General features: G+C 43.6%; 18 protein-coding genes. 11 read left to right on the top strand and 7 right to left on the bottom strand.

What is annotated here, in order from left to right:
• Window positions 1-25: 25 nt before the first annotated feature.
• Window positions 26-1,048 carry a GlxA family transcriptional regulator gene (locus tag AK822_RS08940; protein ID WP_060491382.1) on the top strand — a complete coding sequence of 341 codons (1,023 nt, stop codon included), beginning with the start codon at window positions 26-28 and terminating at the stop codon, window positions 1,046-1,048.
• A gap of 33 nt (window positions 1,049-1,081) precedes the next feature.
• On the opposite strand, the gene AK822_RS08945 is transcribed toward AK822_RS08940, so the two are convergent.
• Window positions 1,082-2,359 carry an LD-carboxypeptidase gene (locus AK822_RS08945; protein WP_060491383.1) on the bottom strand — a complete coding sequence of 426 codons (1,278 nt, stop codon included), beginning with the start codon at window positions 2,357-2,359 and terminating at the stop codon, window positions 1,082-1,084.
• A 243-nt stretch (window positions 2,360-2,602) separates the two neighbouring features.
• Between AK822_RS08945 and AK822_RS08950 the strand changes: the two genes are divergently transcribed.
• Entirely contained in the window at window positions 2,603-3,013 is a 411-nt protein-coding gene (locus tag AK822_RS08950; RefSeq protein WP_060491384.1) for a YkvA family protein, read from the top strand.
• 123 nt (window positions 3,014-3,136) lie between these two features.
• On the opposite strand, the gene AK822_RS08955 is transcribed toward AK822_RS08950, so the two are convergent.
• Window positions 3,137-3,442: a hypothetical protein gene (locus AK822_RS08955; protein WP_045445540.1), complete on the bottom strand. Its 306-nt coding sequence runs from the start codon at window positions 3,440-3,442 to the stop codon at window positions 3,137-3,139.
• Between the two features lie 91 nt (window positions 3,443-3,533).
• Window positions 3,534-4,088: a hypothetical protein gene (locus AK822_RS08960; protein WP_087945614.1), complete on the bottom strand. Its 555-nt coding sequence runs from the start codon at window positions 4,086-4,088 to the stop codon at window positions 3,534-3,536.
• 427 nt (window positions 4,089-4,515) lie between these two features.
• Here AK822_RS08960 and dnaQ point away from each other — a divergent pair, with 427 nt between their 5' ends.
• From dnaQ to AK822_RS09005, 9 genes are all read left to right on the top strand, one after another.
• Window positions 4,516-6,132: a DNA polymerase III subunit epsilon gene (dnaQ, locus tag AK822_RS08965; protein ID WP_060491385.1), complete on the top strand. Its 1,617-nt coding sequence runs from the start codon at window positions 4,516-4,518 to the stop codon at window positions 6,130-6,132.
• A gap of 160 nt (window positions 6,133-6,292) precedes the next feature.
• Complete coding sequence (locus tag AK822_RS08970; RefSeq protein ID WP_060491386.1) at window positions 6,293-7,975, top strand: hypothetical protein; 1,683 nt, start codon at window positions 6,293-6,295, stop codon at window positions 7,973-7,975.
• A 249-nt stretch (window positions 7,976-8,224) separates the two neighbouring features.
• Entirely contained in the window at window positions 8,225-9,250 is a 1,026-nt protein-coding gene (nudC, locus tag AK822_RS08975; protein WP_060491387.1) for an NAD(+) diphosphatase, read from the top strand.
• A gap of 123 nt (window positions 9,251-9,373) precedes the next feature.
• Window positions 9,374-10,222, top strand: a complete 849-nt coding sequence (locus tag AK822_RS08980) for an RnfABCDGE type electron transport complex subunit B (RefSeq protein ID WP_060491388.1) — start codon at window positions 9,374-9,376, stop codon at window positions 10,220-10,222.
• A 111-nt stretch (window positions 10,223-10,333) separates the two neighbouring features.
• The gene (nth, locus tag AK822_RS08985) at window positions 10,334-11,029 is read left to right on the top strand and encodes an endonuclease III (RefSeq protein WP_060491389.1); all 696 of its coding nucleotides are present in this window, start codon (window positions 10,334-10,336) and stop codon (window positions 11,027-11,029) included.
• A gap of 138 nt (window positions 11,030-11,167) precedes the next feature.
• A complete protein-coding gene (locus tag AK822_RS08990) occupies window positions 11,168-11,764 on the top strand; it encodes a DJ-1/PfpI family protein (protein ID WP_060491390.1) in 597 nt (198 codons plus the stop codon).
• Window positions 11,765-11,926: 162 nt separating this feature from the next.
• Window positions 11,927-13,093: a methionine adenosyltransferase gene (gene metK / locus AK822_RS08995; protein WP_045451444.1), complete on the top strand. Its 1,167-nt coding sequence runs from the start codon at window positions 11,927-11,929 to the stop codon at window positions 13,091-13,093.
• Between the two features lie 72 nt (window positions 13,094-13,165).
• Window positions 13,166-13,537, top strand: coding sequence for a DUF3144 domain-containing protein (locus tag AK822_RS09000; RefSeq protein WP_372815298.1), 372 nt, complete (start codon window positions 13,166-13,168; stop codon window positions 13,535-13,537).
• A gap of 319 nt (window positions 13,538-13,856) precedes the next feature.
• On the top strand, window positions 13,857-14,189 hold the full coding sequence (locus AK822_RS09005) for a hypothetical protein (RefSeq protein ID WP_060491391.1): 333 nt from the start codon (window positions 13,857-13,859) through the stop codon (window positions 14,187-14,189).
• A gap of 137 nt (window positions 14,190-14,326) precedes the next feature.
• Here the strand turns inward: AK822_RS09005 and AK822_RS09010 are convergent, their stop codons facing one another.
• The 4 genes from AK822_RS09010 to clpB all read right to left on the bottom strand — a co-directional run bounded on the left by AK822_RS09010 (window position 14,327) and on the right by clpB (window position 22,099).
• Complete coding sequence (locus AK822_RS09010; protein WP_060491392.1) at window positions 14,327-15,982, bottom strand: BCCT family transporter; 1,656 nt, start codon at window positions 15,980-15,982, stop codon at window positions 14,327-14,329.
• 236 nt (window positions 15,983-16,218) lie between these two features.
• Window positions 16,219-17,868: a BCCT family transporter gene (locus AK822_RS09015; RefSeq protein ID WP_060491393.1), complete on the bottom strand. Its 1,650-nt coding sequence runs from the start codon at window positions 17,866-17,868 to the stop codon at window positions 16,219-16,221.
• A 176-nt stretch (window positions 17,869-18,044) separates the two neighbouring features.
• On the bottom strand, window positions 18,045-19,298 hold the full coding sequence (locus tag AK822_RS09020; RefSeq protein WP_087945615.1) for a PQQ-dependent sugar dehydrogenase: 1,254 nt from the start codon (window positions 19,296-19,298) through the stop codon (window positions 18,045-18,047).
• A 203-nt stretch (window positions 19,299-19,501) separates the two neighbouring features.
• Complete coding sequence (clpB, locus tag AK822_RS09025; RefSeq protein WP_060491394.1) at window positions 19,502-22,099, bottom strand: ATP-dependent chaperone ClpB; 2,598 nt, start codon at window positions 22,097-22,099, stop codon at window positions 19,502-19,504.
• Between the last annotated feature and the right edge of the window lie 335 nt (window positions 22,100-22,434).

Consider the following 22,434-nt stretch of genomic DNA (forward strand, 5'->3'; position numbering starts at 1 on the left):
AGAATTAAAAGAAGGATAGACACCTATGCCCTATTTCAAACCGTTTAAAGTCATCATTATCGGATTCGATGGTGTGCTCGGTAGCGCATTGACAGGCGCATTAGATTTATTTTCATTTACGGGTGTCAGTTGGCAGCGATTTTTAGATGAGCCAGTAGAACCACGGTTCAACGTGCAGATAGCAAGCGTTGGTGGCGTAGATATCAGATGTAGCAACCGCTTAATCATGCAAGCACACTGCGATATCCATGACGTGGCGGAATGCGACTTGCTATTGATTCCGACGATTGGTGATTCAATCGATAAGGTGCTGAGCCGAAATGCAGCGTTGATACCCCATCTAACGCGGTTGGCAGACACCAAGTCAGATATAGCCAGCAATTGTAGCGGTGCTTTCTTTTTGGCAAAGGCAGGATTATTAGATAACAGAATCGCCACTACGCACTGGGGTTACGCCAGTAAATTCAAGGCGGATTTTCCGCTCGTTGATTTACAAGAAAACCAGTTTGTCACTCATTCAAAGAGCAAGTCAGACAGCCAGTCGGGTAATATATTTTGTGCAGCGGGTGGTAGTGCTTTTTTTGACTTAGGACTGTTATTGATAGAGCGCTACTGCGGACGTGAGATTTCTACTCAAGTAGCCAAAACCCAAATTATTGATAGCAAGAGAGGCAGTCAAAACAGCTATACCAATGTGACCTTGCACAAACCCCATTCAGACCAACTGATCAAGCAGGTACAAGAATTCATTGAGGAAAATTTTTATCAGACTATTCAGGTGAGCGGATTGGCTGCCATGGTCAATATCACCCCGCGGACATTGAACAGGCGCTTTCAATCTGCTGTTGCTATGCGCCCGATTGAGTATATTCAAGCCGTCAGAATTGAGCAGGCAAAACGCCTGCTAGAGTTAGGCGATGTGACCATAAAATCGCTTGCCGAGCAAGTTGGCTATGATGATATCTCCTCGTTTACACGCCTATTCAAACGTGCGACAGAGCTAACTCCCAAAGAATATCAAGATAAATTTTCGCGATTAGCGATTTAGTCATGGCAATGCATAGTAGTTAGAGATTAGTGTTTAAGCAGTTTTCCACAAGCCTTCTACTTGGATAGCATCAGCCTTGATGGTTGGGTAATCACTAAATGCCAACTGATAGCCACCAGCTGTATTGGAGCTAATTTGACACTTTGCGCCTAGTGGAAAGCTGTGTTTTTGTCCAATGTGCCCAAAGCGCATGCCGCTATAAATGGGTAATCCGGTCAATTTATGCAGCTGGCGAATGACTGTCGCGACATCATAACGCTTGTCATAACTGTCCTCTCCTGTACCAGACAATGCCCCAAATACAATCGCTTGTTGATTTTTAAAGACACCTGCCAGATACAAATCATATAGCATGCGCTCGATACGATAAGGTTGCTCGCCCACGTCTTCCAAAAAAACAATGCCGCCATCAATGCGCGGTAAATACTCGCTACCTGCCAGCGCTGACACCACGCTTAGATTACCACCCCATATAGTGCCCGTTATATTTTTTGGCTCAGTACTTGTCAAAATACTCGGTAAATTTGGACTGGTTAAGGTAGCGTCTGATATATCAATAACCAGATTAGGATTGGTTAGTGCTTCAACAAACTGTCGACAGCTGACTTGATCAGGGACAGTTTTTCCAAATTCACTATAGAGCATCGGTGCTGCAAGCGAACTCATATCACCTTTTGCCAATAATGCGCACTGAATAGCAGTCACATCACTAAAGCCCGCCAGTATCGTGCCGCGCTCCTGCATAATCCGTCCTAGCGTCAACCAATCAATCATCGGTAATATGCGCATTGCACCATAGCCGCCGCGCACGCCGAGTAACAATTTTGGGGCGGCTATTGCACCAGTAGCGAGGTTTTGTAAATCACTGGCTCGCTGCGAATCCGTACCAGCAAAACGCAGATACTGCCGATTGGTAATCGTAGGATTATTTACTTTGAAACCTGCACAGGCCATACGCTCCAATGCCAATTGATTGCGGTCATCGCTACCGCCCACATTAGAGCTGGCAAAAAGCCGCGTTTCAATCGTTGGCGTGATACAGCGTGTTTGCGTGAGTAACGGCTGTGATGATGAACGCTCATCCAATAACGCGGTTGGCAAATCATCCTTGGTGAGCTGCCGACTATTATTAGGGTCGATAGGGCTGGCGGCAAATACTTGAGAAATACTATGGGTCGCCAATGCCGCAGTACCCGCACTGATACCCACTCGACGCAAAAACTGCCGACGGTTTAGCCCAGATGTTGTTTCAATCGCTGTATGACCATTTTTATTTTTATCATCTGTTAATAACTGACTCTTGGAAAACATCTCTCTCTGCCACCTTATCGTTTTTATTTTGATATATTTTTGCATCATCTTTATTTTTGCAGTCTACTTGCTTAAACCACACAGCAGCATATTGTAAACGCTTTTTTGGCTATGGTAGTTGCCCAACCCTTACCACTATTTAATTTTTCGCCATGTTACACCAAAAACCTAGCACTATTGGCACATTCCGCGACTTTGTTGTAGTATGAGAATACCGATTTCGGTTAAATAAGGATAATAATAATGGCTGAGAAAGCGATTTATAAACAGAAAAAAGAGGACATATTGGATACCGATTTAGAGTACCTCATCAACGAAGAAGAAAAACTGCAAGAAAAGCTAAAAGACAGTAGCCATCTTGAGCGTTTTGCCAAAGATTTGATATTATTCATGAGCTTGATTAAAGATTATTATCAAGGAAACTATCGCGATATTCCCTACAAGACCATTTCAGCAGGTGTGGTTGGACTGCTCTATACTCTCAACCCAATCGATATCATTCCAGATTTCATACCTTTTATCGGTCATATTGACGATGCGCTAGTACTCACCTTTTGCTTGAAGTTGGTCGAAAAAGATTTGCAAAAATATCAAACTTGGAAGAAAAAACAAACCGCTATCAAAACCGCTACCGACTTAAAGAAAAACAAGTAACTTTGTACAAGCTATCATCCTGAAATGATCGTTATAAAAAATAATCGTTATAAAAAGCCACGACTGACAATCAATGTATCAGCCGTGGCTTTTTTATTCATTAATAGCAATTATTTATGTGAGTTAATCTGGAACATCATAACGCGCTTTTTCTGGATTGAGACCGAACGAATAGACAAAGGTTGCAACGAGGCTATTGATAATAATAAACGGCAAATCGATAGCAGCATGCCCAAGCGCATAGCGACCAATCAGCCACGAGACAATCAGCATAATAATAAAGAAACCGCCTAAGTACGCCAAAATTGCAGGATGCTTTAGATTATAAGGTTGCTCAGGTTCAGGCTTCTTATCAAGTACATAGGTTCTGATTGCCCAACCCGCTGCATAAGAAAATCCGCCCAATACCACGTAACTAAAAAAATTCATATTGCTTAACTCTAATAACATATGGTTTATAGCAAAACACTCTTTAAAATAACACTACCGATCATAAATTCTGTTTATGAGCCATGCTTTTTTAGAGGCTCTCATTAACATTATCAATCACAATATTGGCATGTGGATTGGCTAAAATATCGGTATTAACATCATCACACTCGACACGATAGATGGTATTGGCACCGCGATAAATATAGGATAAATATTCACTATCTAAGAGTGGATCGATATTGGCATAGACAGGCTTAACATGAGCCAGTACTAGCACTCGATCAGGACGCCCAATGACCGCATCGACATTGTCAGGGTCAATAGAGAAAAACTGCGGAATTTCGCTATTTTCAATCACTTCTAGCGGCTCAGCGTCATCCCAAACGCGCTTCGCACTTGCCGGCTCTTTCATCTGCATCACCCACGAGCCATCCTGTTGACTGATTTTTATTTGGGCAGGCTCGTCATGACTAACCGTGTAACAACCTTCAAAAACCGATAAGTCTGTCGCCGCTTCGACCAGTCCGGTATCAGCTTGAATGTTGCTATCGTTGCAAGCACTTAAAAATAGCGCGCTGCTCACCGCTATGCCGACTGGTAAGCACATCAGCCTTTTATAAAAAATGTTTGAGCGTAAGGACATAATAGGGTTATCCTGCATTCATGCATTAAACTTTTATGAAAAATTGTCTTTAAAAAAACTACCTTTAAACAGTGATGATGACAATCTTGCTATTAACGTGATTTTCTAGGGCATGTTTTCATTAACTATTGGCACTGTCGAATGATTTGCGCTACTAACTGACGCAAGAAAACTGCTATTTTCTCTGCTGCGTAGTCAATACCGTTTGATACTGTGTGTCGCAACACAGCTCATTTTAACAGAAAATAGCAAGGTTACTATTATGATCTGTGCTTTTGGCGACTTTGTGCATTACGATTGCCCACATCAACGATAGATTTGTTATACTCATTCCCAAAATATAACGGAATCGCTGGTGTAAAAACAACGCTAGCAAAATCCCTCCAACCCTCCCTATGTTTATCAATTTTTAGGTCAATAATTTTTTATGTCAGACAATCGCACCTCAGCGCAGCCATTCAACACCAGTAACGCGATGAATCCGTTGGCCGCCAAATTAAACACCACCGTGGCCTATACGGATGGTGCCTGTAAAGGCAATCCAGGCGCTGGTGGCTGGGGCGCACACCTCATTTTTAGTGATGGACGTACACAAGATTTGTACGGCGGTGATAAAGAGACGACCAATAATCGCATGGAGTTGATGGGCGCGATACAAGCATTGACCCATAGCCCGCATGAGCACAACCTCGAGATTTGGACAGACTCAAGCTATGTCAAAAAAGGCATCACCGAATGGATAGAGGGTTGGAAAAAAAGAGGCTGGAAAACGGCAAGTAAAAAACCTGTCGCCAATCAAGACCTTTGGCAGCAATTAGACAAGCTATGCCAGCAGCGCGATGTTGACTGGCATTGGGTAAAAGGTCACGCAGGACATGCAGGCAATGAAAAAGCGGACGAGCTGGCAAACTTGGGCGTGACGTCCAGCAGTGAAGAATTATCGAGCATAGAGCCGGAAGACACGGCTAAAAAAAAAGGGCAAATAATGCCTAATACAGCGCAAAATTCTGCTCACGATGACTGGCTAAGTTTCGATCCACTGGGTCTGGATATGACAGATGATGAGCTTGACGAAGATGTCATAGACACTGATAACGATACAAACCCTGCCGATGAGATGATGAGTAAAGATGCTGTAATAGAAGCCGATCGCTATCAGCATAATGCTAGCAAACCAATGAGTAAAATAGAGATGCCGGAAACCCAAACGTCTATGACTGATGCGACGATAAATGATCATGTGCCTGCTACCGTTACTGGCATAGAAGAAGCTAATACACCAAAATTCGACGGCGACACCAGCCGTGCCAATCCGTATTTCATACCGCTGCTGCCCAAACCTATCCATCGTCATGAGTCTGATCGCCAGCTCATTATGGATACTGAAACCACAGGTCTTGATCCGTTAAAAGGCGACCGTATTATCGAAGTCGGTATCGTGGAGATGATCGGGCGTAAATTTACGGGTGAAAAGCTCCACGTTTATATCAATCCACAGCGCGGCATGGATGATGAAGTCATTCGTATCCATGGTATTTCTGAGGCATTTTTGACCGACAAGCCTACCTTCGATCAAGTTGCTCAGTCGCTCTATGATTTTATGGACGGCGCAGAAATCATCGCTCATAACGCCACCTTTGATATGAACTTCTTAAACATGGAGTTTGCCAAAGTTGGTATGAACGACTTTGCCGAGCGCGTACAAGTGACTGACTCGCTGGTCATGGCAAAGCAGCAATATCCTGGGCAAAAAAACACCTTAGATGCTTTAGTGCGTCGCCTAAATGTGGGGAAGCAAGATCGTACTTTTCACGGCGCCTTACTTGATTCAGAGATTTTAGCAGAAGTTTATCTGGCGATGACAGGTGGGCAGGTTACACTCGCCATCGAAGAAGACACGCAAACAGATGGTGGGCAGACAGCACACGCCAGTTTTGCTAATTTAGCGTCTTTGTTGCTAGAGTCATCTACGGATGAAAATACCAATCAAGAGTGGTATGCCGCGCTCGCTGAAGCGTATCCTGAGCTAAAAGCCAATATGTAGTCGCCGTATAAGCTGATGATATCAATCTTTGAGCAATAACATTTGTATAATATAGGCTTGATTATTGTTATATTAAGCGTTAAAACGTTACCAGCAAGTGCTTTTTCGATCATCATTTAAACCATCGCCATTCTCATCAGTACATTATGGAAAAACACCTATGAACCAGTCTGCGCAAATGAAGTTAACGGCCCCAACGCTTAGTGTTACTGATTTCAATCTACCATCGCTACATTTGTTGCATGATGAGATCATCGTAACCTTAAAAGATACTGAGATTCATCTGAGTGAATTTAATGATGATAATAGTCAAGCCCCTTTATTATTAGATTCTATCACTGTGCTAAAGCAGCTGTCTTGCATCTTTGAGCTGATATCTTTGGTTGGTGCAGAGGCTTTGAATACCGCTATTGTCAATGGTTTACAGCGCCTCTATGATAATGGCGATAATAACGATACCAGCTTGATTATGGACTTATCAGAAGCCATTATGACACTGGATCGCTATATCGAGTTTGTACTTTTGACAGAGTCGGTAGAGCCAACCTTGTTACTACCTGTCATCAATAAACTCAATGCTCACGGGCAAGAAACCCCTATCACAGCAGACTATTTTGCAGCCTTTGGTAGCAGTAGTGTCATCATTGCCAACCCTGAACAAAACTTCCAACCACTTGACGAGCTTAACCTAGACACTGAACTACTAACTTATGCTTATCGTAGTGGTCTTGGAGTCGCTCTGCTCAATCAAGATGGCAACGTTAGCCCAGACGATCAGCAGAAACTTGACGCTATGAGTGCAGCGTGTGCTTTGATAGCATCGAACACCAGCAGTCTATTTTGGCAAGCAGCCACCGCAGCTGTCACTGACATTGCCACGATATTACCGCTAAATCTGAGTCAAAAACACACACTGATTTATTTAGAGCAGCAATTCCAAAGCTACTTGCCTGTGATGGACAAACGTTTTGCTGATTTGGTCAGTTTTGCTTGCCAGCGTGACAGTGATGCAGCGCAACGACTGCGTGAGCAATACGCCAGCAACCACTTGGAAAGCGCGCAACTTGAGCAAATGAAGCGTTTCTTATTCGGTCCTAATCGCGCCCTGACCGATACGCTGAACACCATCATTCAGACCCAAATTAATACCATCAAAGAAAATGTGGATAGCTACGCACGCGGTGATTCATTGAACCCTGTCGATATGCAAACCGCACAGATTATCGAAGAGCTAACAGAATTGAGCTCAGCGTTACGCTTGCTTGGTTTATCAAATGCAGCCAATAGTCTCAGCATAGCAGCAGAAGCTATTAGTCATTGGCAAACGCCCTCGCCTGAAGATTTCGATCACTTGCTGTTGGCATTAATGCATGCGGAAAACGCCACCATTGCAATGGCAGAAATGCACACACCAGGGGCCATCTATTTGCCACTGAATAACCCGCATATCTCTTTACATCAGCTCAATACGGCTAATGATACTTTGATACAAGAAAGTCGTTCCGCTATTGCCAGTGCAGAACAAGCCATTAACGATTATTTGGCTGAGCCAGAGCGCGATATGCTCAATATCCAGAACATACCTGAGATGATGCGCCAAGTGGCAGGGGCTGTGCGCTTCTTACAGCTGCCAACACCTGCCAGCATGCTCAGTCAATTGGCCAATTATCTTCAGCAACGTATCGAAGGTGGACAACGTATTGAAGACAGTACGCTTGCCTGTATCGCTGATGTCATTATGGCCGTCGATCATCATCTAGATGGTTTTGAGCATAATCGTCCGGTCAGCAAACAAGCATTAGATGTGGGACAGCAGAGCTTGAGTCATTTACTCGCAGCCTAATTTTTATCATACTTAAGCACTAAAATGATATTTAAATGGCGGCTTTGCTGCCATAGCCCTTCATTTATATATAGTCGATCCCATATAATCCGGATATAAACAAGGTGAGTGAAAGCACTACGAATAGTAGTGCTAAGCGAGCCTGACTGACACCGTATCCGAATGATATTGGATTGACTTTACTTCAATTAAAAAAAGTCTGTATCAACACTGATGCGTACTGACCGTAACCGGTTTGGAATTTTACCTATGACCAGCGCTTTTGTATTTAGTGATGATACTGTTTTATGCCACCAGCGACCTAATGGATGGTGGCCGGTGCAGCTTGAATTATCCCCATCCGCTACACATTCAGACGAGGAGACCCAGCTTGCTTATCAAGTTGGTCATGTCACACTACTCGAAAGCCTAGCACCGCGTCACTGGTCGCCTGATGTCAATCATACTAACGCGAGTGTAGATACTCTGAAGTATGCCGATATTTTAGAAAGTTCCGATACTCTAGAAAGTTCCGACAGTTCGATTAATACTGCCCACACCTTTACTGCGCAAGCGGCTAGCGCCATTACTTATGACTATGCAATTGCACATCATATTGCACTGCCCATCCTCGCTGAGGGCAGTGGCAATGCGTTTGTTCCTTACCGCCAGCTGATTACTCAGTTGCCCGTGGCTTTGTCCGATCAGCTTAGCCAAGCGATACAGTTATTGCGCTGGCAAACAGATACACAGTTTTGTAGTCGCTGTGCTGCCCCAACCATTCATGCCAAACGAGATGAGCGTGCGATGGTCTGTCCAGTGTGCCGATTGCGCCAGTACCCACGTGTACAACCCTGTGTCATCACAGCTATTACTCGCCCGAATCCGCAAACGGGTGAAATGCAGATTTTGCTAGCCCATCATCATCGTTATGGACAGCAAAAAACAGCGCCTCATTTATTACAGTCGCCACAACCGTTACTATACGGTTTGATTGCAGGCTTTGTAGAAGTGGGTGAAAGCCTAGAACACGCGGTGGTGCGCGAAGTGGCAGAAGAGGTGAATATCAGTCTATCAAATATTCGTTACGTCAGCAGTCAGCCATGGCCATTTCCGTCTAATTTAATGCTAGGCTTTCGCGCTTCTTATGCAGCTGGCGAAATTGTTATCCAAGAAGATGAGCTGTCGCACGCCGATTTTTTTGATCTATCAAATTTGCCAAAAATACCCTCAAAAGGTAGCATTGCTTACGAGCTGATTGCACAAATTGCCAATGAGCAAGGTATTTTGCTTTAATCTATAATATCAATGCAGCATTTATCAATATCGTTATTATCCTATTATTCTAATGTCAGCGCTCAGAGCACGCTTAGCACTTAGCACTTAGCACTTAGCACTGATATTAAGGTTTTAAAGCATATGCAAAGCAGCACTAGTAAAAATAGCACCCACATCCGTCTCACCAATTTGCCAACCTTGTTCGACACTTTGGATATAGAGCGCTTACCTGCGGACATACAAGCGAAAATCTCATATATTGATGCTTGTCTACCGCAAACACAATGTGGACTTTGCGAGCACCCAGACGGCTGCTTACCTTATGCCGCCGCTATCGTGCTTGACAATGAGCCATACAATAAATGTGTACCCGGTGGTCAACCCGTTACCAATGCTATCGCTCAAATCATTCATATAGATAGTCATGAAGCGATACTTAGCGCTGCGCCTTCTCAGTGGCCAATAGATGCGACCTCTGAACGTCCGACTGAGGTACGTGCGGTGATCCGTGAAGATGACTGTATCGGCTGCACCAAATGTATACCTGCCTGCCCAGTCGATGCTATTGTCGGTACTGGTAAACACATGCATACTATCTTTACGGATTTATGCACGGGCTGCGAGCTTTGCATCGCTCCTTGTCCAGTAGACTGTATCGACTTGGTCACTGTTGAACGGGAGCTGTCTAGCTCTGAACGTACCACAGAGCAAGAAGATTTAAGACAGCGCTATCATACTCATTTAAGACGCGTCACCGAGCAGCTGGCTGATAGTAGCAATAGTAGACCTGTGGTCAGCATGGTTGAAGCAAAACTGAACAATGCCGCTAGTCAATCGTTGAACATCAGCGAAGCGCAGGCAAAAAATACCATTGCCGCAGCGAAGCTTCGTAGTAAAATTAAAAAGCTAGAAAAGCAGCTAAGTGTCCGTCCAAATGAGAGCAAACAAGTAGAGCTTGACGCGTTGCAAGTAGAGTTAAGTCAGCTTTAACAGCGTAATTATCATTTGTTAGACAGTCTACCCAACATCGCTAAAATAAATTTATCCCGATATCTTGTATCAGTTATTAACTATCAATAGCCAAAAAATAGTAAGAATACTATGAGTAAAACCGTCAAGCACAAAACTGCCGATACCCCGCCATCGCGGCGAATGCCCAATCGTGACGTGCGTCCATTTTTTGAAAAGCTAGCAGCGACGATTGATGAGCCGGTTACGGAATTGAATTATAAGAGTAATTTTGAGCTGCTGATCGCGGTCATCTTGTCTGCGCAGGCGACGGATGTGAGCGTCAATATTGCTACCAAGCAATTATATCCCGTAGCAAATACACCTGAAGCAATCTTGGCATTGGGTGAAGACGGTCTAAAATCTTATATCAAAAATATTGGCTTATATAATGCCAAAGCCAAAAACGTCATCAAAACTTGCCATGATTTAATTGAGAAATTTAATAGCACCGTCCCTGATAACCGCAAAGACTTAGAGTCTCTCGCTGGCGTTGGGCGTAAAACCGCCAATGTGGTGTTAAATACCGCTTTTGGTCAGCCAACCATGGCGGTCGACACTCATATCTTTCGGGTAGGTAATCGTACAGGACTTGCCACTGGCAAGAACGTCTTGATCGTTGAGAATAAGTTGGTCGAACGTATCCCAGATGACTTCATCGTGGATGCGCATCATTATCTTATTTTGCACGGGCGCTATACCTGCCAAGCCCGTACACCCAAATGCGGGGCGTGTCCTGTTTATGACGAATGTATGTTTAAAGACAAAGCCAAGTTTTTGGAGCTATAATTTTTAGAACGATAACTGCTCTAGTTATAAAAGGTTTAATTTATCTACTTTATATGAATAAAACATAAATAGCGTGGTTAAAAAAGCAGTAGACGCCCACTTACTTTTGTAAATATTATTTAAAAATCAGGAAGCCAGATGCAGACACTGACCGCGCTATTATTCGATGATTTTGAGACTTTAGATCTATTTGGACCTATCGAGATGTTTGGCTGCTTACCTGAGCATTATCGTCTGCAATTTTCCTCCTTAAACGGCGGCATTATCCATAGTAAGCATGGCGTTGCGATGCAAACAGTCGCTGTCAGCGAGTTAGCGCATCAGACTGATATCTTGTTGATGGTTGGCGGCATGGGTACTCGCCAGCAAATCAATCACCGACCATTTTTGCAGACGTTAATAACCTTGGTTGACCATGCTGATTGGGTACTTAGCGTTTGTACGGGTAGCGCATTGTTGGCTAAGGCTGGCGTCTTAGATGACAAGCGCGTAACGTCTAATAAGCTGTCATGGCAATGGGTGATAGCGCAATCTGACAAAGTCCATTGGGCCGAGCAAGCACGCTGGGTTGTTGATGGCAAATTTTATACGTCCTCAGGTGTCAGTGCAGGTATGGACATGGCGCTTGGTTTTATCGCCGACAGACATGACATCGATACAGCGCGCCAGATCGCTCACTATACTGAATATCGCTGGCAAGAAAATAGCGAGATTGATGACTTTTACCATGGTTAATCCATGCCTAGTTACTTCTTAGTATTATCCATCGCTAGAGTTTTACCTCGATACACGGTAAAATGTGCTAATTTTTTTATTCGTTTTCGCCTTTTATTTTTATATACATTTAATAATGACTGAGTTCGTAGAATACAGTCCCTGCAATTAAGCGATCCCATTATGCGTGAATACAACTTATTTACCTCAGAATCTGTGAGCGAAGGTCATCCTGATAAAATGGCTGACCAAATATCAGATGCCATCCTTGACGCCATCTTACGTGAAGATTTGCATGCACGCGTGGCATGCGAAACCTTGGTTAAGACAGGTGCTGTGATACTAGCAGGTGAAGTCACCACGACGGCAAATATCGATGTTGAGCGTATCGTGCGTGATACCGTAAACGGTATTGGTTATCACCACTCAGACTTAGGCTTTGATGGCGAAACATGCGCGGTCATCAATATGCTCGGCAAACAATCTCCTGAAATCGCTCAAGGTGTCGATCGTAGCGACCCTGAAGAGCAAGGCGCAGGTGACCAAGGTCTTATGTTTGGCTATGCCAGCAATGAAACTGACGTGTTGATGCCAGCCCCTATCGAATTTGCTCATCGTTTGATGGAACGCCAATCTGAGCTGCGCCGCGCAGGCGAGTTGCCGTGGTTACGTCCAGATGCCAAGGCGCAAGTGACCTTAAGATATGATGGTAGCAAGCCTGTTGCCATTGATGCCGTGGTGCTATCAACGCAACACGATCCAAGTATCTCGCAAAAAGATCTGCAAGAAGCAATAATGGAATCTATCATCAAACAAGTATTGCCTGCTGAATTATTGCATGCTGGCACGCGCTATCATATCAACCCAACGGGTAAGTTTGTGATTGGCGGTCCTGTAGGTGATGCTGGATTGACAGGTCGTAAAATTATTGTTGATACTTATGGCGGTATGGCGCGTCATGGCGGCGGTGCATTCAGTGGTAAAGATCCATCGAAAGTCGATCGTAGTGCTGCGTACGCCGTACGTTATGTGGCTAAGAACATCGTTGCGGCAGGACTTGCTGAGCGCTGTGAAATACAGGTTAGTTATGCCATTGGTGTCGCTGAACCAACCTCTATCTCTGTCAATACCTTTGGTACGAATAAAATCAGCAATGATGAAATCATCCGTCTGATTCGCACCCATTTTGACCTGCGCCCTTATGGCATTACCCGTATGCTAAACTTATTACAACCAATGTATCAGCAAACAGCGACTTTTGGTCATTTTGGTCGTCCTGGCTCTGAAACTGCCTTTACGTGGGAAAAAACAGACAAAGCTGAGATCTTAAAAGCAGACGCTGGTTTGTAAAAATATAACTTTGCACCCCTTACAAACCCTCTTTATAAATTTAAAATTACCGACACTTATTAGGAGTCGCTTATGTCTCAAGACAATATGCAAGACAGCAACATTCAAGAAAGCAATGTTGACGCTAACATTGAGATTACCCCTGAAATGCAGGCATTTTACCAACGTGCTGATGCCATTATTGGTATCGCAAACAGTCAGTTGGGTTCTGAAGCGCATTCAGGACAAGTAGGTGCATCACTACTTTATGCAGCCGCACGTTATAGCGCGTCTGTCGCTTCTATCGGCTTTGTCAAAGGCGATGACTTTGCCAAAGAAAAAGATGATATCGTTGAATTTTATGTCAAACAGTATCGCCAAATGCTGAGCGACAACCTGACTGATTATGCGCAGAACTTTGATAAATATGTTCAGCTTAATCAAGATGACAAAGCAGCCAAATAGCTCTATCGCCTTTAGCTGGCATTTATAAAACGGCTAGTATAGTCGGTTCAATTTAAAAGTAGTACGAGGCAACCGAGTGTAGATGTATATTTAATACCTCAAGCGAGGTTAACGCAGTAATATTTTTATAGTGGAATGACTATAGTGGTGCTCAAACCCAAGCTTAATCATAGGCTTGGGTTTTTTATTAATCATGATTTGGTAGATGACTGCTGATAAATAGGCTACTATCAATTGAAACCACCTTGTTCATCACATGGTTGCAACCAGCTATCGATAACAGGGACTTACCGAACACTATTTATAAGGACATATGATTATGAACCACTTATTCAAATCATGGCGATTATGCCTGTCATTATTAGGGTTATCAGTCACTATTGCCTTAGCTGGCTGTAATAACATCCAAAGCATCGATACGCCTGACACCGCCCCTATTCATAGCACTGGGCACAGCCAACAGAACAGCGACAACCCTTTCATCAAGTGCCCACCTTACAACCCTGAGCAAACGATGTGCACCGCGCAATACGATCCTGTTTGTGTCAAAGTGAAAACCAGCTCAGGATTTAGTTATCGCACTGCGGGCAACTCATGTTCGGCATGTGGCACAACGGCAGCAGTAGGTTATGTTAAAGGACAGTGCTCATAACCTTGCTTTATAACTTTGGCTTCATAACTTTGTGTAAATACTTTATATCAAACTAAAAAAGACAATTAAATCATATAAAAAAGCACCCGCTTAATCATAGGCGGGTGCTTTTTTATGATCTTTTAGATCGATAAAATCTAACCTTCAGGTTTTTCAATATCAGGTGGACCTGTCAGTAAATCTTCATCACGAAATTCATTGGCTGAATTATGCTCTGCTGACTCTTCGGTGACAAACCACTGCTGGTTGCGATACAGTATCAAACGATCTCGACTCAAGCCGCGTAATAAGGAGTACATCATAACGACTATCACAATCGCAAAAGGGAAACCTGACACAATGGAAGCCGCTTGTAGTGCACTCAAGCCACCTGCTGCTAATAGTACGGCAGCGATGACACCCTCTGTACCCGCCCAAAATAGGCGTTGAATTTTCGGTGGATTGGCATCGCCACCTGAGGTCAACATATCAATGACGAAACTGGCAGAATCCGATGATGTGACAAACCAAAGCACAATCATCACTACGATAAGCAAGTTCAAAGCTGACGTAAATGGATAAGATTCCATCAGTTTAAAGATGGCACTGCCAGTATCTGCTTGGACAGCCTCAATCAAGCCAGGACTAATGAGGTTGGGATCAGCGGCTGCCATTAATTCCATATTAACGGCTGAACCACCGAAAGCGGTGAACCATAAGAACAAAATAGTAATAGGAATTAATAACACCCCTAAGATAAACTCACGAATGGTTCGACCACGAGAGATACGAGCTACGAACACACCGACGAAAGGCGACCAGCTTATCCACCATGCCCAATAGAAAATCGTCCATGACGCTTGCCAGTTTTCTTGACCATCATACGATTCTGTCCAAAGACCTAATGGCACAATTTGATGCAAATAATTGCCAATATTTTCTACAAAGCTATTAAAGATAAACTGGGTTGGTCCTAAAATAATCACAAAGCTGAGCAATATCACAGTAAATAATATATTGGTATCACTTAAGCGCTTAATCCCCTTATCTAGCCCCATAAATAGAGACAGACCTGCCAACATAGTGATTAAGGCAATCAAAATAATTTGCACTGTAATATTATTGGGTATGCCAAATAACGTCTCAAGACCTGAGTTAATTTGCAACACCCCAAGACCTAAAGTGGTCACTACTCCAAACATCGTACCAAATACCGCTAGTGTATCGACCGTATGACCCCAGCCACCATAAATCTTTTTGCCCAATATAGGATATAGTGTCGAACGGATGGCCAGCGGTAAGCCCACTCGGTAATGGAAATAAGCCAATGACAACGCGACCATGCCATAGAGCGCCCACACATGCAAACCATAGTGCAAGAACGAGATATTCATCGCTTGCTTGGCGGCAGCCACTGTTTCAGCTTCTCCTAACGGCGGCGCCATAAAATGGTACAAGGGTTCAGCCGTCCCCCAGTAAAGCAGGCCTATACCGATGCCCGCGGAAAATAGCATGCCGATCCAAGATACTAGATTGTATTCTGGTTTCTCATTTTGATGACCAAGCCTGATATCGCCATAACGACTAAATATCATGTAAATACTCATCACCAACGTTAAGTTGACCACCACAATAAAGAACCAGCCAAAACGCAAAGACACAAATGCTTTTGCATGACCAAACAACAATTCTGCTTGCTCATTAAAAAGAGCACCAAAAATAATGAACACAAGAATTAATAACGCTGAAGTTAAAAACACAGGTTTACTTACCCGCGGAAAAGGGCCTAAGCGGCCAACTTTTACATGATCCATTTAGTCATCTCAATTTTTGAAGGGGCTCACCTTAACAAGATACTGCACAACTATCAAATCGAATCAGACACTTTATAACCTTGCTATTGGTTAGCAAATAAAAAGATCCTAAGATAACGATGCATCTTAGGATTTCAAATCACAATTGTTATATTGTGTTTTTACGTAAAAAAAGAAGAAGCTAACTGCCTGATTCATTTCATAAAAACAGTATTAAAGCTGATATATAGAACCTGCTAATCACCTTTTACAATTTTAGGTGGTCCTTTTAACAAGTGCTCATCAGCAAACTCATTGGCTGAATTATGATCTGCTGATTCTTCGGTGATAAAGTGCTGCTGAGCACGATACAGTATCAATCGATCTCGGCTTAAGCCACGAAGTAAGGCATACATCATGACAAATATCACTAAAGCAAATGGCAGTCCAGCCACAATAGCGGCGGCTTGCAATGCGCCTAATCCGCCTGCTGCTAACAATATAGCGGCAATCAAACCTTCCATAATCGCCCAAAATAAACGTTGAATCTTAGGTGGGTTGGTATCGCCGCCCGCCGTCAACATATCAATGACGAAACTTGCTGAATCCGATGAAGTCACGAACCATAAAACAATCATAATAACGATGAGCAAGGTAATTGGTTTCGCGAATGGATAATACTCAACCAGCTTGAAAATAGCGCTACCCGTATCTGCTTGCACCGCTTCCACCAATCCTGGACTGGCCATAGCAGGATCAAGCGCCGCTAAAAGCTCCATATGGATAGCGACACCACCGAAAGTGGTGAACCAGAAAAACAAAATCAGCATTGGAATCAATAAGACACCCAATACGAACTCACGAATGGTACGACCGCGACTGATGCGAGCGATAAATACGCCGACAAACGGTGCCCAACTTACCCACCACGCCCAATAGAATATCGTCCAACCACTCTGCCAATCCGTATTACTATAAGCTTCGCCCCATGTTGATAACGGAATCATGGCAACAACATAATTACCAATGTTTTCTATAAAACTATCAAAAATAAATAAGGTTGGCCCTAAGATGACCATAAATGCCAAGAGCACACCTGTAAAACCCATATTGATGTCACTTAAGCGCTTGATACCTTTATCAAGACCAAGCATCAATGAGCCACATGCCAACGCAGTCACAAAGGCAATAATAATAAACTGTACGGTTAAAGAATTTGGTATACCGAATAAATTTTCAAGACCTGAATTGATCTGCATAACCCCTAGACCTAAGGAAGTTACCACACCAAACATCGTGCCGAACACGGCTAGAATATCTACCGTATGACCCCAGCGACCATATATTTTCTCGCCTAATAACGGGTATAGTGTCGAGCGAATCGACAATGGCAGTCCACGGCGAAAGTGGAAGTAAGCCAGGGCCAATGCCACAATGGTATAAATCGCCCAAGCATGTAGTCCCCAATGTAAAAATGAGATACTCATGGCTTGCTTGGCGGCTTCTATTGTTTCCGCCTCACCGAGTGGTGGTGCCATAAAGTGATACAAGGGCTCAGCCGTCCCCCAATATACCAGTCCAATACCGATACCAGCAGAGAACAACATCCCTATCCAAGAAAACAAACTGTACTGCGGTTTTTCTGTTTGTTGACCTAAACGGATGTCACCATAACGACTCGCTGCTAGATAAATACAGAATACCAGCGCAACGTTCATTAATATAACAAACATCCAGCCGAACTTATCCGTAATAAAATTCTGCAAAAAGCTAAATAGTGCACCAGCGGTTTCAGTGAAGAAAGCACCAAAGATAATAAATCCAACGATAAGTAGCGCTGAAGTAATAAACACAGGTTTACTTACCCGTGGAAAAGGGCCTAACCTGCCAACTTTTACATGATCCATTTGTTTGTTAGCCTTAGTTTTTTAGGAAGAATACCTTAACAAGATACCTCTCAACTATCAAATCTAATTAGCTATTTACGTTTTTCTTATTGATAGAAATAGACCAAAACCATTTAGCAGCCTAACCTACAATAGTGCAAACGCTCGGAAAGTTGAAGAGCAATGGCTACTAATCACTACTGCGGAATCAATTGTAATAATCCACTATTATCGCCATCTTCTAATACCCAAACTTGTCCATCTACATTTAACACACTACGAATACGCTCGCCCATATCATAGCGATAGCGCTCAGTCGCGCGGCTATTTTCATCAAAATCGACGACTATCAGCGCTTTAGATGATAAGCCACTAATGAGCGCATTACCTTGCCACGCTGGGAAATCATTATATTGTCCAGCGTTATAAATACTCATCGAGGACGGCGATATCACTGGCTTCCAACTAATTTTGGGCGACGTAAACTCAGGACGCGTCTCATGGTCAGGAATATCCGTTCCTGTATAGTTACGCCCATTTGAGACGATTGGCCAACCGTAGTTATGACCTTTTTCAATCAGATTAAATTCATCACCGCCCCGTGGTCCCATCTCATGCGCCCAAAGCCTACCTTTTTCATCGAATGCCATACCCAATACATTACGATGACCTATACTCCAAAACTGTGCGGCAATGTCATTGCTATTATCTACAAAAGGATTGTCTGCTGGCACTGAGCTATCAAGATTTAATCTAATAATTTTGCCCAAATTGACGCTCATATCCTGTGCCGGTGTTTTTTCTTGGCGCTCACCTGAACTGATATATAAATATTTTCCGTCAGGCGAGAACAGCAAGCGATGACTATAATGCCCCTGCCCTTTTACTTTCGGTATTTGCTCCCAAATGGGCGTAATATCCTGCAAACGTGGCGTAGCTGTATCCAATCCTATCAATGTCGCTTTGATAACTTTGGCACCAAATTTATTATTATCAGTGCCATTCCCTGCTTCAACGTAGCTCATATAGACATGATTAGAAGTAGCAAAATCTGGTGCAAGAACGATATCGCCAAGACCACCTTGCCCACCATAAGCCACTTTCGGTATACCACTGATGGTTGTCTTAGCCCCTGTTGCCGTATCAACAATGAATAACCCTCCTGTCTTTTGGGTGACAAGTAATTTAGGGGGCTCATTATTAACGGTAGGTAATGCTGTCATTGCCCAAGGCTCATCAAACGTGGCTATTTTTTTGGTGATAAAGGTAGGTTTTTCGGTACTTGCTAGCGATTCACTAGCAGAGACTTGCCCTTCTTTATAGTCTGTTAGGTCTTCATGGGTATCGACGGCAGTTTGATTGGAGCAAGCAGGAGCACTAAACAGCAGTGCGCTGATCATTATCGGTAACATTAATGGCGTGCTTAGGTGCTGCATACTGATGATCGTCATTTTGTCGTCTCCGTAACTGTTGATGTCTTATTCCTAGTGCTTAATTCCTATTGCTTAGTTTTTAGTGCTTAGTTTATTTATAACATAGTCAAAGCACTCAAACCGTAAATAATAATAGCGCACAAAAAAACCCCTTACCTGCCTGTAGAAAAAATAGGCAAGTAAGAGGTTGGTTTTAAACCACGGTCAGTTAGGGTTAGATATTAATTCATGCTACGTTTCTCAAACACCAACTTATCATCCGCGCCGACATCGACTTTGATGATATCTCCTGCGCCAAAATCACCAGCCAATAGCTTCAATGACAATGGGTTTTCAATTTCCTGTTGGATCGCACGTTTTAGTGGGCGTGCGCCATAGACAGGATCATAACCAATCGCAACCAGTTTGTTCATCGCATCAGCTGATAGCTCGATATCCATCTCACGCTCATGCAAGCGCTGGCGCAAGCGATCCAACTGAATCGAAGCAATACCGGACATCTGCGACATACCGAGCGGATGGAATACCACAATCTCGTCGATACGGTTGACAAACTCTGGGCGGAAATGCTGCCCAACTGATTCCATCACCTCAGCTTTGATGTCTTCGTAACTTTCACCGACCATCTCTTGGATTTTGTGCGAACCCAAGTTACTGGTCATAATGATGACCGTGTTTTTGAAGTCCACCACGCGACCCTGTGAGTCCGTTAAGCGACCATCGTCCAATACTTGTAGCAAGATGTTGAACACATCAGGGTGCGCTTTTTCAACTTCATCAAACAAAATCACACTATAAGGCTTACGGCGTACCGCTTCGGTTAATGCACCACCTTCTTCGTAGCCCACATAACCTGGAGGCGCACCCACCAAACGACTGACACTGTGCTTCTCCATATACTCACTCATGTCGATACGAACAATCGCATCCTCACTATCGAATAAGAAGTTCGCCAGTGACTTGGTCAATTCAGTCTTACCGACACCCGTTGGTCCTAAGAATAAGAACGAACCTGAAGGGCGATTCGGATCAGACAAACCAGCACGGCTACGGCGTACCGCATTGGCGACCGCTTCGACTGCTTCATCTTGACCGATGACGCGTTCATGGAGCTTTTCTTCCATCGCTAGCATCTTGTCACGCTCGCCTTGCATCATTTTACTCACAGGAATACCTGTTGCTGCCGCTACGACTTCGGCAATTTCATTATCCGTGACTTTATTACGTAGTAGTTTTACACCACTACCTTCGCCTGTCTGCTCTTTTTGTTCTGCCAAGTCAGACTCAGTAATGCGGCGCTCTAGCTGCGGAATCGTTTCATACTGCAGCTTACTCATGGTCTCGTAATCACCTTCACGACTGGCTTTGTCATAGGCGATACGCGCTTTATCAAGCTCGTCTTTTAGCTGCTGACTGCCTTTGACCAATGCTTTTTCTGCTTGCCAAATCTCATTAAGGTCAGCGTACTCTTTTTCTAGCTCTTCAATTTGTGCATCAAGCACTTTACGCTCGGCTTGCGCACCAGCGTCTTCTTCATTCTTGAGCACTTCGCGCTGCATTTTCAACTGAATCAAGCGACTATCAAGCTTACCTAAGGCTTCAGGCTTGCTGTCCATCTCCATACGTAAACGACTTGCCGCTTCATCAATTAAGTCAATCGCTTTATCTGGCAGCTTGCGATCGGTAATATAACGATGGCTCATCCGCGCAGCAGCAATAATCGCACTGTCTTGGATATCAACACCGTGATGCAGCTCATAACGCTCTTTTAGACCACGCAAAATCGCAATGGTATCTTCGACCGTTGGCTCATCGACCAGTACCTTTTGAAAACGACGCTCAAGCGCCGCATCTTTTTCGATATACTGGCGATACTCATCGAGAGTTGTCGCACCGACACAGTGTAGCTCACCACGCGCAAGCGCAGGTTTTAGCATATTACCGGCATCCATCGCACCATCGGCTTTACCAGCACCTACTAAAGTATGCAACTCATCGATAAATAAGATAACATTGCCTTCTTGCTTTGATAAATCGCTGAGTACCGCTTTGAGTCGCTCTTCAAACTCACCACGGAATTTTGCACCCGCAATCAATGAGCCCAAATCTAACGACAACACTTCTTTGCGGCGTAGTCCTTCTGGTACGTCACCATTGATGATTTTTTGTGCCAAACCTTCAATGATAGCCGTTTTACCAACACCTGGCTCACCAATCAGTACGGGGTTATTTTTGGTACGACGTGACAGTACTTGAATGGTACGACGAATCTCTTCATCGCGACCAATCACAGGGTCAAGCTTACCAAGTTCCGCCTGCTCAGTTAAGTTAATCGTATATTTATTCAGCGCATCACGCTGATCTTCAGCATTTTGATTATTCACGGTATCATCACCTCGCAATTGCTCAATGACTGTTTTTAATTTACTCGCTGTTACGCCCGCACTCTCAAATATCTTTTTGGTTTCACCTTGCTCAGCGAGCGCCAACATCACCCATTCAGTAGCGATAAAATCATCGCCTTCTTTTTGCGCTTGACGGTCTGCCAAGTTCAAAATTTTAACCGAATTTGGGTTCAAATTCACATCACCTGTTGGCTCACTAATCGTTGCTTGATTGTCGAGCGCCTTTGCCACACCATTCTTTAGCGCAGGGATAGACGCGCCTGCTTGTTGGCAGATAGATAAATTAGACTCATCCTGTAGCAATACTGCAAGCAGATGCACAGGATCAATACCTGTATGGTCACGTCCCAATGCTAGGCTCTGTGCTTCTTGAATGGCAGATTGTAGTTTCTGGGTAAATTTTTCGAACCTCATAATTGTGTCCTTTTATAATTAGTATTATCAGTCAGTGGATGCAACATAAAATACCGAACGCGCAGCATTTAAAACATAGCGCTTATCGTCAATTTTATCGTGTTTCAATCACCGTTAGTTGTTATATATAGGGTATAACATACAAGATTTCAACCTACTTATGCAAGTTGTCAATAAATATCTATGACTTATTAGTAAATACTGAAAAATAGTAAGATTTTATATATGCAAAAACCTTACTCATAGCAATGATATTATCACAAACTATCAATAGGCACACTAAGAGAGTATTTCAAGAGAATAAATAAAAAAAACAACTAAAAGAGAAGCTTGCT

The organism is Psychrobacter sp. P11F6, from assembly GCF_001435295.1.
Taxonomy (GTDB): Bacteria; Pseudomonadota; Gammaproteobacteria; order Pseudomonadales; family Moraxellaceae; genus Psychrobacter.

Bases quoted from the DNA above. Each gene is read 5' to 3' on its own strand.
- dnaQ (WP_060491385.1), top strand. From the start codon at position 4,516: ATGTCAGACAATCGCACCTCAGCGCAGCCATTCAACACCAGTAACGCG.
- AK822_RS08990 (WP_060491390.1), top strand. From the start codon at position 11,168: ATGCAGACACTGACCGCGCTATTATTCGATGATTTTGAGACTTTAGAT.
- AK822_RS09015 (WP_060491393.1), bottom strand. From the start codon at position 17,868: ATGGATCATGTAAAAGTTGGCAGGTTAGGCCCTTTTCCACGGGTAAGT.
- clpB (WP_060491394.1), bottom strand. From the start codon at position 22,099: ATGAGGTTCGAAAAATTTACCCAGAAACTACAATCTGCCATTCAAGAA.
- AK822_RS08945 (WP_060491383.1), bottom strand. From the start codon at position 2,359: ATGTTTTCCAAGAGTCAGTTATTAACAGATGATAAAAATAAAAATGGT.
- nudC (WP_060491387.1), top strand. From the start codon at position 8,225: ATGACCAGCGCTTTTGTATTTAGTGATGATACTGTTTTATGCCACCAG.
- nth (WP_060491389.1), top strand. From the start codon at position 10,334: ATGAGTAAAACCGTCAAGCACAAAACTGCCGATACCCCGCCATCGCGG.
- AK822_RS08940 (WP_060491382.1), top strand. From the start codon at position 26: ATGCCCTATTTCAAACCGTTTAAAGTCATCATTATCGGATTCGATGGT.
- AK822_RS09000 (WP_372815298.1), top strand. From the start codon at position 13,166: ATGTCTCAAGACAATATGCAAGACAGCAACATTCAAGAAAGCAATGTT.
- AK822_RS08970 (WP_060491386.1), top strand. From the start codon at position 6,293: ATGAACCAGTCTGCGCAAATGAAGTTAACGGCCCCAACGCTTAGTGTT.
- AK822_RS08960 (WP_087945614.1), bottom strand. From the start codon at position 4,088: ATGTCCTTACGCTCAAACATTTTTTATAAAAGGCTGATGTGCTTACCA.
- AK822_RS09020 (WP_087945615.1), bottom strand. From the start codon at position 19,298: ATGACGATCATCAGTATGCAGCACCTAAGCACGCCATTAATGTTACCG.
- metK (WP_045451444.1), top strand. From the start codon at position 11,927: ATGCGTGAATACAACTTATTTACCTCAGAATCTGTGAGCGAAGGTCAT.
- AK822_RS09005 (WP_060491391.1), top strand. From the start codon at position 13,857: ATGAACCACTTATTCAAATCATGGCGATTATGCCTGTCATTATTAGGG.
- AK822_RS08950 (WP_060491384.1), top strand. From the start codon at position 2,603: ATGGCTGAGAAAGCGATTTATAAACAGAAAAAAGAGGACATATTGGAT.
- AK822_RS08955 (WP_045445540.1), bottom strand. From the start codon at position 3,442: ATGAATTTTTTTAGTTACGTGGTATTGGGCGGATTTTCTTATGCAGCG.
- AK822_RS08980 (WP_060491388.1), top strand. From the start codon at position 9,374: ATGCAAAGCAGCACTAGTAAAAATAGCACCCACATCCGTCTCACCAAT.
- AK822_RS09010 (WP_060491392.1), bottom strand. From the start codon at position 15,982: ATGGATCATGTAAAAGTTGGCCGCTTAGGCCCTTTTCCGCGGGTAAGT.